This is a genomic window from Amycolatopsis sp. NPDC004169, from assembly GCF_040610315.1.
Taxonomy (GTDB): domain Bacteria; phylum Actinomycetota; class Actinomycetes; order Mycobacteriales; family Pseudonocardiaceae; genus Amycolatopsis.
Genome location: NZ_JBEXMD010000011.1, coordinates 158913 through 172856, shown reverse-complemented (window position 1 = coordinate 172856; position 13944 = coordinate 158913). Strand labels below are relative to the sequence as shown.

At 72.5% G+C, this 13944-nt stretch carries 13 protein-coding genes and 1 pseudogene; 6 read left to right on the top strand and 8 right to left on the bottom strand.

Going from position 1 to position 13944, the window contains the following annotated elements; all coding sequences use genetic code 11:
- The first annotated feature begins 49 nt into the window (after positions 1-49).
- Entirely contained in the window at positions 50-481 is a 432-nt protein-coding gene (locus tag ABZX11_RS17705; RefSeq protein ID WP_176175916.1) for a CBS domain-containing protein, read from the top strand.
- Here ABZX11_RS17705 and ABZX11_RS17700 read toward each other — a convergent pair.
- Both ABZX11_RS17700 and ABZX11_RS17695 read right to left on the bottom strand, forming a co-directional pair.
- Positions 478-1035 (bottom strand): hypothetical protein, encoded by a 558-nt coding sequence (locus tag ABZX11_RS17700; protein WP_354914027.1) that lies wholly within the window; start codon positions 1033-1035, stop codon positions 478-480. The genes ABZX11_RS17705 and ABZX11_RS17700 overlap by 4 nt on opposite strands.
- Positions 1036-1043: 8 nt before the next feature.
- Positions 1044-2597: a DUF4139 domain-containing protein gene (locus ABZX11_RS17695; protein ID WP_354914025.1), complete on the bottom strand. Its 1554-nt coding sequence runs from the start codon at positions 2595-2597 to the stop codon at positions 1044-1046.
- Positions 2598-2681: 84 nt separating this feature from the next.
- Between ABZX11_RS17695 and ABZX11_RS17690 the strand changes: the two genes are divergently transcribed.
- From ABZX11_RS17690 to ABZX11_RS17680, 3 genes are all read left to right on the top strand, one after another.
- Positions 2682-4478 carry a Xaa-Pro dipeptidyl-peptidase gene (locus tag ABZX11_RS17690; protein WP_354914023.1) on the top strand — a complete coding sequence of 599 codons (1797 nt, stop codon included), beginning with the start codon at positions 2682-2684 and terminating at the stop codon, positions 4476-4478.
- Positions 4478-5143 carry a YdcF family protein gene (locus tag ABZX11_RS17685; RefSeq protein ID WP_176175920.1) on the top strand — a complete coding sequence of 222 codons (666 nt, stop codon included), beginning with the start codon at positions 4478-4480 and terminating at the stop codon, positions 5141-5143. The genes ABZX11_RS17690 and ABZX11_RS17685 overlap by 1 nt, the downstream gene beginning before the upstream one ends.
- A 63-nt stretch (positions 5144-5206) precedes the next feature.
- On the top strand, positions 5207-6604 hold the full coding sequence (locus tag ABZX11_RS17680) for an FAD-binding oxidoreductase (protein ID WP_354914021.1): 1398 nt from the start codon (positions 5207-5209) through the stop codon (positions 6602-6604).
- Between the two features lie 4 nt (positions 6605-6608).
- Here ABZX11_RS17680 and ABZX11_RS17675 read toward each other — a convergent pair whose 3' ends face one another.
- Both ABZX11_RS17675 and ABZX11_RS17670 read right to left on the bottom strand, forming a co-directional pair.
- On the bottom strand, positions 6609-7250 hold the full coding sequence (locus tag ABZX11_RS17675) for a response regulator transcription factor (protein WP_176178266.1): 642 nt from the start codon (positions 7248-7250) through the stop codon (positions 6609-6611).
- Positions 7247-8359 (bottom strand): histidine kinase, encoded by a 1113-nt coding sequence (locus ABZX11_RS17670; RefSeq protein ID WP_354914019.1) that lies wholly within the window; start codon positions 8357-8359, stop codon positions 7247-7249. Before ABZX11_RS17670 ends, ABZX11_RS17675 begins: the two co-directional genes overlap by 4 nt.
- Before the next feature lie 95 nt (positions 8360-8454).
- On the opposite strand from ABZX11_RS17670, the gene ABZX11_RS17665 reads away from it, so the two are divergent.
- Positions 8455-9309: a M23 family metallopeptidase gene (locus ABZX11_RS17665; RefSeq protein WP_176175922.1), complete on the top strand. Its 855-nt coding sequence runs from the start codon at positions 8455-8457 to the stop codon at positions 9307-9309.
- A gap of 167 nt (positions 9310-9476) precedes the next feature.
- Positions 9477-10529, top strand: a complete 1053-nt coding sequence (locus ABZX11_RS17660; protein ID WP_354914017.1) for a DUF4192 domain-containing protein — start codon at positions 9477-9479, stop codon at positions 10527-10529.
- 157 nt (positions 10530-10686) lie between these two features.
- Here the strand turns inward: ABZX11_RS17660 and ABZX11_RS17655 are convergent.
- From ABZX11_RS17655 to ABZX11_RS17640, 4 genes and pseudogenes are all read right to left on the bottom strand, one after another.
- Positions 10687-10791, bottom strand: a pseudogene (locus tag ABZX11_RS17655) (UDP-glucose 4-epimerase GalE); the annotation flags it as partial.
- 171 nt (positions 10792-10962) lie between these two features.
- Complete coding sequence (galE, locus tag ABZX11_RS17650; RefSeq protein ID WP_354914015.1) at positions 10963-11943, bottom strand: UDP-glucose 4-epimerase GalE; 981 nt, start codon at positions 11941-11943, stop codon at positions 10963-10965.
- A 99-nt stretch (positions 11944-12042) separates the two neighbouring features.
- Complete coding sequence (galK, locus tag ABZX11_RS17645; RefSeq protein WP_176175925.1) at positions 12043-13227, bottom strand: galactokinase; 1185 nt, start codon at positions 13225-13227, stop codon at positions 12043-12045.
- On the bottom strand, positions 13224-13940 hold the full coding sequence (locus ABZX11_RS17640) for a metal-dependent transcriptional regulator (RefSeq protein ID WP_086838114.1): 717 nt from the start codon (positions 13938-13940) through the stop codon (positions 13224-13226). Before ABZX11_RS17640 ends, galK begins: the two co-directional genes overlap by 4 nt.
- Positions 13941-13944: the final 4 nt, after the last annotated feature.

The following is a 13944-nucleotide window of genomic DNA, read 5'->3' as shown; positions in this document are numbered from 1 at the left end:
TGCGGGCCCTAACCTGTGGTGATCCAGCTCACCGACGGGAAGGATCGCCATGCGGATTGCGGATCTGCTGCGCAAGAAGGGGTCGGCGGTCGCGACGGTCACCCCGGAGACGACGGTGACCACGCTGCTGGCCGGACTGGCCGACCACAACGTCGGCGCGATGGTGGTCGTCGCACCGGACGGTTCCATCGCCGGGATCGTCTCGGAACGCGACGTCGTCCGGCGCCTCAACGAACACGGCCCTGGCCTGCTCGACGGCCCGGTGTCGGAGATCATGACGAAACTGGTGGCGAGCTGCACCCCGGACGACTCGGTGGACCAGCTCTCGGTGCTGATGACCGAACGCCGCATCCGCCACGTCCCCGTGCTCGCCGACGGGCGGCTGGCCGGCATCGTGTCCATCGGGGACGTCGTGAAGAACCGGATGGAACAGCTGGAGCAGAGCCAGGAACAGCTGCAGGCCTACATCGCCCAGGGTTAGCGGGCGGGCCAGCTGTATTCGTAGCTCAGGGAAAACGTGCGGTCGACCCAGTCGCCGGCCGGCTCGCCCGTGGCCGGGCGGGCCGGTGCGACCGCGCGGACCGCGTCCAGTTCGGAGGAAAGGTCCTCGGCCGACACCAGCGCGCCGTCGCGAAAGGTCAGTTCGCGGACGTCGGTGCACGCCCAGGCGGGCAGGAAACCCGTATTCGGGTACGGGCGCTCGGCCCACCGGCCACGCCCGAGCAGCAGCCGCCCGGTGAACGCCGTGGCGACGGCCAGTTTCCGGTACTGCCAGGCCTGGTCCCGGTCGCTCCACCGCGGGGCGACCCCGTCGAGCGGAGGCGGGGTGTCGGCCGAGCCGGCCCGCAGCTGACGCAGGACCAGCCGCTTCGCGGTCACTTCGTACCGCTCGACGTGACCGCGCCGGCAGCCCGTGTGGATGGACCGCGGTTCGATCCCGTGCGCCGCCGGGTCGAACAGCCCGGCTCCGGCCACCGCGGTGATCCCGAACCACCGGCCGCCGAACCGGACTTCGTCGGACTCCTGGGCTGTCACCGGGTTTCCTACTCCCGCCAGCCCGAGAGCTCCACGCCCTTCGCGACGTCGACGCGGTAGGACAGCCGCACGTCCTTGGTCTCCCCGGGGGCCAGCGTCAGCCGCCAGGTGAACTCGCCGAGCTCCGACGTCTCCACCGGGTCCGGTGCGGTCTTCACGTCCCGGACCGTGATCGCGTCGTCGCGGGAGACCGGCGCCTGGTCCAGCACGGTGACCGTGGCGGGCCGCGGCCCGTGGTTGCCGACCGAGATCCGGTACTCCGCTTCGCGCCGCTTCTGCCCGGACAGCGTCGCCTTGGACGCCGTGCGGCGCACCAGTTCCCGCTCGACCCGGATCCGGTCGTCGACGCCCAGCGCCAGTTCCAGCTCCTCCCCGGGCGCCCACGGTTCGAGCACCGTCGTTCCGACGAACTCCGCGTCGTGGAACACCGAGGCGCGGCCCGGGCGCAGCGCGTACTCCGACGTGTTCGCCACCGTGGCGCGCAGGTACGCCTCCTCCGCGAGCGCCGGCGCCGTCACGTACCCGAGGTCGGCCGTGAGCTCCAGCTGCGCCAGCGTCGTCCGGTGGCCCTGCGCGCCGGACGGCACCGCGACCGGCCGCGACGGGCGGTAGGTGACGGCCGTCGTCCCCTGCTCGACCGAAGCCAGTTTCGGCGCCATGGAAGCCGCCGAGGCCATGTACTGCCGTCGCGCGCCTTCCGGGATCCCGCCGCCGGATCCGCCGTACGCCGCGGGGGGTGCGCCCGGCGCCGGCAGGAAGCGGTCGAGGTACCACGGCTGCAGTTCCGGGACGACCACCGCCACGGCGGGCCGGGCCGTCGACAGCGCCAGCTCGCACTCCGGCCAGTCCTCGCCGGTGTGCTGGCTGACCAGCCCGTAGGACACCACGGTGACGTCGGTGCCGCGCACCCGGATGTCGTAGCCCGGCTCCCAGCTGGCGCCGGGGACCACATAGGACAGTTCCAGCTCGGCTTGCGCGGTGGTGTCGGAGATCTCCAGCTCGACGACCACCGAGGTGCTGTCCCGGCCGGGCCCGGCGCCGTGGGCTTCGATCCGGCGGTCGAGCGCGGCGAGGTCTTCGCGCAGCCGCTCGATCCGTTCGCTCAGCGCGCGTCGCGCCTTCAACGCCGAAGCGAGCCGCTCGCCCAGCGCGTCGGTGACTTCGGCGACGCGCGAAGGCTCGGCGGTGCCCGCGGCGAGGGCCTTCGCGAAGCTGCCGCCGCTGCGCTTCGCGAGCGAAGTCAGCAGATCCACCTTCATCGTTTCGGCTGCTTCGTCGTCGAGGACGCCGTCGAGCGTGGCTTGATCGGCCCGCCGCTGCTCGACGAGTGCCTGCAGCTCCGCGCCGGCCGGCTCGGCGTGCCATTCGGTGCGCACGTCGACGCCGGTGATCAGCGCGGGCCCGGTGCCGGTGACGCGCACCGAAGCGGGGTCGAGGGCCGGGGGCAGCCCGGCGAACGTCAAGCGCGGCCCGTCGTCGAGCGGAGCCTTGCCGCGGCGGGTGATCCGCGCCTGCTGCGGGTAGACGGTGACGGCGGTGATCGGCGCTTCGACGGTCGGCATGCCTCCGACGTTAGTCTCTTGACACCCCTGAGGGCGGACCGGAAGTGTCTTCAGTCGTCCGCTTCGCCCGGCTTGGGGGTTTGAGTGAAAGCCGCAGTCCTGCTCGCCGCCGTCCTCGCACTGCCGCTGACCGCGGGCATCGCCGAAGCCGCGCCTCCGGCCCCGGTGTTCACAGGCGGCCAGGCGCAACCGGTGTTCGACCCGGCCGACGTCGTCCGCGAAGACGTCTGGGTCACCGCGCCCGTCGACAGCGACCACGACGGCGCCGACGACCTCGTGCACGCCCAGGTCGTGCGCCCGCGCGCGACGCAGCAGGGCCTGAAGGTGCCCGTCGTCTACCAGGCCAGCCCGTACTACGCCGGCGGCAACGACGTGGCGAACCACGACGTCGACGTCGAGCTGTCGGTGCCCGGGTACGCCCGCGGCCCGGAAGGCCCGCGCGTCGCCGCGCACGGCGTCGGCCCGGCCACCCCGATCACCTGGCGCTACCAGGACTACTTCACCGCACGCGGGTTCGCCGTCGTCTACGGCGAGTCGCTCGGCACCGGCCTCTCGACCGGCTGCCCGACCACCGGCGACGTCAACGAGACGATCGGCGCGCGCTCGGTCGTCGACTGGCTCAACGGCCGCACCTCCGCCAAGGACGCGAACGGCGCCGCCGCGAAGGCGGACTGGACGACGGGCAAGACCGGCATGATGGGCGTGTCCTACAACGGAACACTGCCCAACGCCGTCGCGAGCACCGGCGTCGAAGGGCTCGAGACGATCGTGCCGATCGCGGCCATCTCCAGCTGGTACGAGTACTACCGCCACGACGGTGCGGTCGTCGCGGCCGGCGGGTACCAGGGTGAGGACGCCGACGTGCTCGCCGAGTACGTCCACACCCGCGCCGACCGGCAGGTCTGCCGCCCGGTGATCGACGGGCTGACCCGCGACCAGGACCGCGTCACCGGCGACTACACGCCGTTCTGGGACGTCCGGAACTACCGCAACGACGTCGGCAAGGTGCGTGCGTCGGTGCTGGCGGTGCACGGCCTCAACGACTGGAACGTCAAGACCGAGCAGGTCGCGACCTGGTACGAAGCGCTCAAGGCGCGCGGCGTCGAGCACAAGATCTGGCTGCACCAGTCCGGGCACGCGGACCCGTACTCCCTGCGCCGCGACGTCTGGCTCGCGACGCTGAACAAGTGGATGTCGCACTCCCTCTACGGCATCGACAACGGCATCCAGAACGAGCCGAAGGCGACCATCCAGCGCGAGGACAAGTCGTGGGTCGACGAGGCCGACTGGCCGGCGCCGGGCACCGCCGACGTCCGCGTGTACCCGTGGCCGGGCGGCCGGTCGAAGGGCACGATCGACACGCGCAACCCGGTGCCGGGCACGGCGGCCGCCGAGACCCTCGCCGACGACTCGTCGAAGACGATCGAGCAGCTGGCCGGGCTCGCCTCGTCCGGCAACCGCCTGCTGTACGCGACTCCGGCGGCGAAGCAGGCCGTGCGCTTCTCCGGCACGGCGCACGCGGACCTGGCGCTGGCGTTCGACCGGCCGGCGGCGAACGTCACGGCGATCCTGCTCGACCGCGCGCCCGACGGCACGTCCCACGTGATCACCCGCGGCTGGACCGACCCGCAGAACCGCACGTCCCCGGCCCGCACCGAGCCGATCACGCCCGGGCAGACCTACCGGATCGGCGTCGACCTGATGCCGAAGGACTACATCCTGGCGGCCGGGCACCGGCTGGAGGTCCTGGTCGCCTCCAGCGACCACGACTACACGCTGCGGCCGAAGCCGGGCGCGGGCCTGGCCCTCGACCTCACCAGGACGTCGGTCACGCTGCCGGTCACGGGCGGCAAGCCGGCGCTGCGGGCCGCGTTCGGCTGATGCTGCCGGAGGGCCTCCGGGCCGACGTGCGCACGTTGTGGGACTACCACGACCTGCGGCACCAGCCGCGCCGGTCGGACGTCGGGATCGGGCTCGGCAGCCGCGATCCCGGCGTGGCCGTCCACGCGGCGGAGCTGTTCCACGCCGGACGGTTCCCGCTGCTGGTGTTCACCGGGGCCAACGCCCCGACGACGGTGGAGCGCTTCCCACGCGGCGAGGCGGTCCACTACCGCGAGATCGCCCTGGACCTCGGCGTGCCGGACGAGGCGATCCTGGTCGAGCCCGAGGCCCGGCACACCGGGGAGAACATCGTGTTCACCCGGCGGCTGCTCGCCGAGCGGGGGATCGCGGTCCGGACCGTGACGCTGGTGTCGCGGCCCTACCAGCAGCGCCGGGCGTACGCGACGGCGAAGCGGCTGTGGCCCGAAGCCGACGTCGTCTGCGCGGCGAAGGGCGTCTCGCTGGAGGACTACGTCGACGGCTGCGAGGAAGCCGAGCGGGTGATCGGCATGCTGGTCGGCGAGACGCAGCGGATCACCGAGTACGCCGAGCGGGGCTTCGCGATCCCGCAGCGCGTCCCGCCCGGCGTCGAGCGGGCGTTCGGCAGGCTGGTCGCCGCCGGGTTCACCCAGCGACTCGTCGCTTTCCGCGCCGACGATCACTGAATGTAACGATTTTCGCAGGTCAGGCGACTTACCGGCGTTCTATCCGCTGCGAGAGGACCCGCCATGACCTCGACCGCCGACCCCATCCTGGAGAGCCTGCGCACCCAGTTGTCCGGAGCCGTGCTGACCGACGGCGACGCCGGGTACGACGACGCCCGCTCGGTCTGGAACGGCGAAATCGACCGCCGTCCCGCGGTGGTGGTGCGGCCCGCCGTGCCCCAGGACGTGGCGACAGCGCTCGCGTACGCGCGCGAAGCCGGGCTCGACGTCTCGGTGCGCGGCGGCGGGCACAACTTCGGTGGCGCGGCGGTCGTGGACGGCGGTCTCTGCCTCGACCTGAGCTCGCTGGACGCGATCACGGTCGACCCGGACGCCCGGACCGCGCGCTGCGGCGGCGGGACGACCTGGGCGCAGCTCGACGCCGCGACGCAGGCGCACGCGCTCGCGGTGCCGGGCGGCACGGTCAGCCACACCGGCGTCGGCGGCCTCACCCTCGGCGGCGGGTTCGGCTGGCTCACCGGCAAGCACGGCCTGTCCTGCGACAACCTGCTCTCGGCCGAGGTCGTCACCGCCGACGGCGAGATCCTGCGCGCGTCGGCCGAGGAGCACCCCGACCTGTTCTGGGCGCTGCGCGGCGGTGGTGGCAACTTCGGCGTCGTCACCGAGTTCGAATTCCGGCTGCACCCGGTCGGCCCGATCGTGCACCTGGGACTGTTCTTCTACGGTCTCGACGACGGCGCGGCCGTGCTGCGCCACGCCCGCGAGCTGCTCCCGGCGCTGCCGGGCGCGATGGGGGTGCTCGTCGCCGGGCTCAACGCCCCGCCCGCGCCGTTCGTGCCCGAGGCGTTCCACTTCCGTCCGGGCTACGCCGTGCTGATCGCCGGCTTCGACGGGGAAGAACAGCACGCCGAAGCGGTCGAGGCGGCCCGCTCCGGGCCGGCGCCGCTGTTCGAGTTCGTCTCGCCGATCCCGTACGTCGAGCTGCAGCGGCTGATCGACGGTGCCGCTCCGTGGGGCATCCTCGGCTACGAGAAGGCCGCCTTCGCCGAGGAGTTCACCGACGACGTCATCGACGTGATCGCGGACTTCCTGCCGCGCAAGAGCTCACCGATGTCGATCATGCCGATCTTCGCGCTGCGCGGGGCGTTCGCCGAGGCCGGCGACGACGACACGGCGTTCGGCGGCAGCCGGCGGACGTGCCTGGCCGTGAACGTCGCCGCGATCTCCGCCGAGCCGGAGCCGTTCGCCACCGACCGGGCCTGGGTGCGGGAGTTCTGGGCCGCACTGGCGCCGCTGTCGGCGAACGCCGGGGGCTACGTCAACTTCATGGCCGAGTACGAGGCCGACCGCGTCCGGACGTCCTACGGCCCGGAGAAGTACGCGCGGCTGGCCCGGATCAAGGCGGTGTACGACCCGCGGAACGTCTTCCACCACAACGCGAACATCCCGCCCGCGCCGTGAGGCGTCAGCCGGCGATGCCCGCCCGGTAGGCGAACGCGACCGCCTGCGCGCGGTCGCGCAGCCCCGCCTTGGCGAACAGGTGGTTCACGTGGGTCTTCACGGTCGCCTCGCTGACCACCAGGGTGCGGGCGATCTCGGTGTTCGACAGGCCGGCCGCGATCAGCCGCAGCACGTCGAGTTCGCGGGCGGTCAGGCCCTCGACCTCCTTGACGCGCGCCGGGGTGCTGCGGGCGGCGGCTTCGACGAGCCGCCGCTGCAGCTCGCCGTCCACCGTGGACTGCCCGGCGGCGGCCGAGCGCAGCGCCCGGGCGATCGACTCGGCGTCCGCGTCCTTGGTGAGGAACCCGCGAGCGCCCGCCCGCAGCGCGGCCAGCAGCGATTCGTCGTCGGCGTAGGTCGTGAGCACGACGACCTCGGTGCCGGGGTGCTCGGCGCGGATGCGTTCGGTGGTCTCGACGCCGTCGCAGCGCGGCATCCGCAGGTCCACCAGCACGACGTCGGGGTGGTGGGCGGCGACCAGGTCGAGTGCGGCCAGGCCGTCGGCCGCGGCACCGACCACCTCGACCCCGGGCAGCAGCCCGAGCAGGGTGACCAGGCCCTCCCGGACCACGGCCTGGTCGTCGGCCAGCACGACGCGCAGCGTCACGCCGGCACCGTCAGGTGAATCCGCCATCCGTCCTCCCCCGGCCCGCTGTCGAGGCGCCCGTCGAGCAGCGCGACCCGCTCGCCCATCCCGCGCAAACCGTAGCCTGCCGCCGGCGCCTCCGGCGGGCGCCTGCCCTGCCGGTCGGCCACGGTCAGCTCGACGGACCCCTCGGTGTAGCCGAGGGTGACGTCCACCTCGGCCTGCGGCGCGTGCTTGCGCGTGTTGGCCAGCGCCTCCTGCACCGCGCGGACCAGTGCGGTGCCGACCGCCGGCGCGAGCTCGCGCGGGCGGCCTTCGACCGCGAGGTCGGCGCGGGCGCCGCTGTCCAGCCGGTACGCGGCGAGCAGGTCCGCGATCGCGCGTTCGACACCGACGGCGTCCTCGTGCAGCGCGGCCACGGCCTTGCGGGCTTCGGCGAGCCCGTCCGAGGCCAGCGCCTGCGCCCGTTCGATCTGGGCCAGTGCGTCCGGGCTCGCGCCGTCGCGCACCAGCATCAGCCGCGCGCCCTGCAGGTTCAGCGCCAGCCCGGCCAGTGAGTGCGCCAGGACGTCGTGCAGTTCGCGGGCGATCCGGGCGCGTTCGGCGAGCGCGGCGGCCCGGGCGTGCTCCTCGTTGGCGGTCTGCGCGCGGGCCAGCGCGAGCTCGGTCTGCTCGAGGCGGGCGAGGCGGGCGCGCCGGTTCAGGCCCATCAGCACGACGATCGCGAGGACCGCGTACGTCGACAGGGCGCCTTCCCAGACGTGGTAGCGGGCCGCCCCGACGGTGACCGCGGCGAGGTCGAGCCCGACCGCCAGCACGATGGGCACGGCGGTCTGCCGCAGCACGACGAAGAACGTGGTGCTGAACATCGCCACCGACGCCCAGCTGCCCGGCAGGAGCACCCAGAGCGCGCCGGTGGTGGCGATCACGGCGAGCGGCAGCGCCGCCGTCAGCGGCCGGACGCGGGTCTCGTGGATCCACAGCAGCGGGACCGACAGCACCAGGGTGAGCCCGATCAGGAACCAGGCCAGCGTGCCCGCGCGCGGCATCGCGGCGACCATCGGCACGGCGACGAGGGCCCAGCGCAGCCAGCCCTGGGCCCGGGGGAATCCGGCTGGTCGGGTCGTCATTCCGGCAGTCCTCCGCGGGTGCTTGTACGGAAAATGTACCGACGGGGACTTCCCTGCGTGGAGTCAAGTTGTCCCGTTTGTACAGGAGGTTCCCCATGTCCAGCTTGCGACGGCTCGCCCTGATCGCCGCCGCCGCGGCGCTGCCCGCGCTCGGCCTCACCCTCGCCGGCCAGACGACGGCGTCGGCCGCGCCCAACTTCCAGGTGCCGTTCAAGTGCGGTGTCACGGTGACCGCGGCGACCTTCAGCGGCCACAGCCCGGCGTACTCGGTCGACTTCCAGAAGGACGGCATCACCGGCATGCCGGTGCTCGCCTCGGCGTCGGGCACGGTGACCCGGGTGGCCGACGAAGGCAGCACGAGCTACGGCAAGTGGGTCGAGGTCGACCACGGCGGCGGCTGGCGCACCCGGTACGCGCACCTGTCGGCCCAGGAGGTCTCCGTCGGCCAGTCGGTCGCGGGCGGCAAGGAGATCGGCAAGGCGGGCTCGACCGGCGGCGTCACCGGACCGCACCTGCATTTCGAGGAGCGCCTGGACGGCGTGGTGCAGAAGGCGAAGCTGAACGGCGTCGCGGTACCGTACTACGGCCACACGAACTTCACGAGCAAGAACAACTGCGGCGGCAACCCGTATTCGGCCGAAGAGGTGTGCGGTGACGGCTTCTCCGTGGTGGACCAGCAGGCGCTGGCCAACTCGTCGGGCACGGCCTACCTGCTGTACAACGCTTCCACGAAGGCGAACTGCGTGACGACGCTGAAGGCCACGTCGCTCGGCACGGCGAGCCCGGTCGAGGCGTTCCTGGAGGTCCAGGGCGCGACCCGGGTGACCGATTCGGGCAGCTTCACGTACTACGCGGGGCCGGTGACGAAGACGGCCGACTCGACCTGCGTGAAGTGGGGCGGCTCGGTGGGCAGCAACACCTACGAGAGCGGCTTCGAGCACTGCGGCTGAGTCCGCTTGCGGGTGTCCGGCCGGTGGGCCGGGCAGCATAGCCCACCCCACCGACAGGAAAGAGCCGCCCGGCCCCGGCCGGGCGGCTTCCGTCCACATCGACCCCCGCCATCCACAGATTTCGCCCCGGCGCCCCATCCGCCCCCGTTCTGCCCCACTGTGGAGGCATGACCACAACCACCCCGCCCGACCTCCGCGACCCGGCCCAGCTGCTGGCCGCGCTCCCGTACCTGATCGGCTTCCGCCCCGAGAAATCCGTGGTGCTGCTCGGCCACTGCCACCCGGGCAACCGCCTGGGCCTGGTGCTGCGAGGCGACCTGCCCCGCCGCGAGCACCGAGCACGCCAGGCGCAGGCGCTGGCCCCCCGGTTCGCAGCGGCCGGCCACATCGGCATCACGGTGGTGATCATCGGCGGACGGCGAAGACCGGAGAAGCCACCCCCACACGCGGCTTTCGTCGGCGACCTCACGCGCGCGCTGGGGGAGTTCGGCCTCCCGGTCCTGCATGCCTTGTGGGCACCGGCGATCAGAGCAGGGGCGCCCTGGGAGTGTTACCAAGTCGAAGAATGCGCGGGAGCATTGCCGGACCCCCGAGCAACGGTCCTGGCGGCGGCCGCAACCGAGAGCGGAACGGTGGCATTCGACAGCCGCGAGGAGCTCGAGGCACTGCTGGCCCCACGATCACCGGAAGCGCTGGCCCGCCGAGCGGATCGCTTGTCCCGCATGACAGTGCCACCGTGGCCGGAGCAAACCCGAGTGAACAACGCGGCCGCGGCAGTCCGCGCGGCGTTCGAGCGCCACCGCCGCAACGAAGGCCCACCGACGGACGAGGAAGCGGTGCTGCTGGCAAGCGCGTTGAAGCTGCCGGAGATCCGCGACCTGTGCTTGGCAATGGCGGTACCCCCAGCCACGGCGTCGGCTCGCGAAGCGGAGGACGTCTGGCTGACGGCGGTCCGCGAAATCCCACCCCCGGAGAGAGCCGAACCGGCGGCATTGCTGGGTTTCTCGGCTTACCTCCGCGGCGACGGAACATTCGCGGGGATGGCCCTGGACAATGCATTGGAGGCAGCCCCGGGGCACATGCTGGCCTCGCTGCTGAGAAGGGTGCTGGACACGGGAACACCCCCGGAGGTGATCCGAGGCTTGGCCACAGCGGCAGCAGGCCCTCTGGTGGGCTTCGGCTTGGAGCCGGCGGATTTCGAGGCGGACCAGGCGGCATGAGCAGCTTCACCGTGGGCCGCGTTCGAAGGGAGTGCGCAGGCAGGCTTAATCGTCCATTATGGACGCATGGGGCGGTCAGTCGGGCCGCGGTCCGGCGTCGCCACTGGCGGCCGTACTAGAGCACAGAAGCCCAGGTCCGCCGCCGGTCGCCCAAGGGTCAGCCTCGTGGCGACTGGGTGAATTCCCAAGCGTCCAGAACAATCCCAACAAGATCAGTGCGCTCCGGCTTCCACCCGAGCTCCTCCCGAGCCGGGTCACTGGCGGGCCACAAGCACCAATGGGTCGCCGCCCCCGCCGCGTAACCAGCGCGGCAGGCGAGGTTGGCTGCCGCCGTCGCGAGCCGGACCGCGGCGGTCCCAACCCGACACGGAGCCCGTCACAGGCGTCCGGGCCAGGGCGCTCAAGCCCCAGCCCGTCGCCGGTCACCCCGGATTCAGCCTCGCCGTGACTGGGTGAATTCCCATGCGTCCCGAACAATCCCAGCAAGATCGGTCCGCTCCGGCTTCCACCCGAGCTCCTCCCGAGCCCGGTCACTGGCCGCCACGAGCACCGACGGGTCACCCGCCCGCCGCGGAGCCACCGCCGCCGGCACCGGGTGGCCGGTCACCTCGCGACAAGCCTCGATCACCTCGAGAACGGAGAACCCCGTGCCATTCCCCAGGTTGTAAATCCGGTGCTCGCCCGCCGTGGCGTGCTTCAGCGCCAGCAGGTGGGCGTCGGCGAGGTCCACGACGTGGATGTAGTCGCGCACCGCCGTGTGGTCCGGCGTCGGGTAGTCGTCGCCGTAGATCTGGATCTGCTCGCGGTCGCCCGTGGCGACCTGGAGAACGAGAGGAATGAGATGGGTTTCCGTGGTGTGGCGCTCGCCGAAGGCGCCGTACGCGCCCGCGACGTTGAAGTAGCGCAGGCTCACCGCCGCCAGGCCGTGCGCGACGGCGAAGCTGGTGATCGCCGCGTCGATGGCGAGCTTCGTGGCGCCGTAGGTGTTGGTCGGCCGGGTCGGCGCCGTCTCCGGGATCGGCGACTGCTCCGGCTCGCCGTAGGTCGCCGCCGTCGACGAGAACACCAGCCGGGGCGTGCCGTGCTCCTGCATGGCCTCCAGCAGCCGCAGGGAGGTGACGACGTTGCCTTCCCAGTACTTCGCCGGCTCCGTCATCGACTCGCCGACCAGCGACTTCGCCGCGAAGTGCAGCACACCGTCGAAGCCCTCGCGCAGCAGGCTGCCCGCCACCTCGGCGGCGTCGCCTTCGATGAACCGCGCGTCCGGGTGGACGGCGTCGGCGTGCCCGGTGGACAGGTCGTCGACGACGGTGACCTGGTGCCCGGCTTCGACCAGCCGGGCGGCGCAGACACTTCCGACGTACCCGGCTCCGCCCGTCACGACCAGCTTCAGGGCGTTGCTCTGCTCCGACACATCCAGGCCTTCCTGCCGAGGGTGACTGTGGCCCACAGTCTTCCCCCTCGACGACGCGCGGGTCCGCGCGGGGGTTGCCCCGAGCGGACCCGCGCGGTGTCAGAGCTCGTCGCGGCCGGCGCCGCGCGAAGGCACCGCCGTGAACATCCGCGGCCGCCGGTAACCGGCCTTTTCGTACGCCGCGTCGACGGCTTCCTTGACCCGCTCCAGGTCGGCGTCGCGGACCAGCGCGATCGCCGATCCGCCGAAGCCGCCGCCGGTCATCCGGGAGCCGAGCGCGCCGGCCGCCCGCGCCGAGTCGACCGCGAGGTCCAGCTCGGCCGTGGAGATCCGGTAGTCGTCGCGCATGCTGACGTGCGAAGCGTCCAGGTACGGCCCGATCTCGGCCAGCCGCCCGGCGCGCAGCAGCTCGACCGTCTCGAGCACCCGCTGGTTCTCGGTGACGACGTGCCGCACCAGCGGCACGAGGTCCTCCGGGAGCCGGTCGAGGGCGTCGGAAAGACCCTCGACGGTGACGTCACGCAGTGCCTTCACCCCGAGCAGCTCGGCCGCCCGCTCGGTGCCGCGGCGGCGCTCGCCGTAGCCGCCCTCGGCGTGGGAGTGCTTGGTGCGGGTGTCCATGATCAGCACCTGCAGCCCGGCCTCGGCGAGGCCGAACGGCACCTGCTCCTGCTCACCCGAGCGCACGTCGAGGAACAGCACGTGCGACTCGGTGCAGCAGAGGGACGCCGTCTGGTCGAGCAGGCCGGTGGGGGCGCCGACGAAGTCGTTCTCCGACCGCTGCACCCACCGCGCGATCTCGGGCCGCGACGGGACGTCGTCGCGGCTGCCGTCCAGCTCCAGGCCGGCCAGGCCCAGCAGCGCCAGCGACACCGCGCACTCGAGCGCGTGGGAGGAGGACAGCCCCGCCCCGGATGGCACATCCCCGGCGATCACCAGGTTGGCGCCGTTGGGGAAGCCCTGGTCGCGCAGCACCCAGGCGACGCCCGCCGGGTACGCGGCCCACCCCTCGACCGAGCCCGGCGCCAGGTCGGCGATCTTCAGCTCGCCGGAGCGCTGGAGCTGGCCGTCGTCGCCCAGGGTGGCCACGGACAGCACGCCGTCCTCGCGGGGCGCCGCCGCCACGGCCAGCCGGTGCGGCAGGGCGAACGGCAGCACGAAGCCGTCGTTGTAGTCGGTGTGCTCGCCGATCAGGTTGACGCGGCCGGGTGCCGACCAGACGCCGGCCGGCGCCGAGCCGTGGACCGTGCGGAACGCCGCTACGGCCTCCGAAGACGGGCTCATCGGGCCTGCGCCAGGACGGCGTGCAGCGCGGAGCTGGCGACCTGGGCGGTGGTGTCCCCGCCGGTGACCTCGATGGTGCCGCCGTTGGCCTTGCCGACGGTGACCGTGCCGCCCGGCACGATGCCGACGGACTTGAGCTCGGTCATCAGCGACTCGTCCAGCTGGACGTGCTCGGCGATGCGCCGGATCTCGACGCGGCCGCCGCCGGTGCGGGCGAACTCGTCGAGCCGGACCAGGTCGGCCTCCGCGGGCGGCGCGGGTTCGCCGTCGCCCAGCTTGTCGAGGCCGGGGATCGGGTTGCCGTAGGGCGAGGTGGTCGGGTGGTCGAGCAGCTTGACCAGCTTGCGCTCGACGGCCTCGCTCATCACGTGCTCCCAGCGGCACGCCTCGTTGTGCACGTGCTCCCACTCGAGCCCGATCACGTCGACGAGGAGGCGTTCGGCCAGGCGGTGCTTGCGCATGACGGCGATGGCCAGTTCCCGGCCGTGGTCGGTCAGCTGCAGGTGCCGGTCGTCGGCGACGACGACCAGGCCGTCGCGCTCCATCCGGGCGACCGTCTGGCTCACGGTCGGGCCGCTCTGCTGCAAGCGCTCGGCAATGCGGGCGCGCAGCGGAACGACACCTTCCTCTTCGAGCTCGTAAATGGTACGCAAGTACATCTCGGTGGTGTCGATGAGATCGTTCACGCTGTCCCCTTCGTCCGCGTTGCTCATCGTA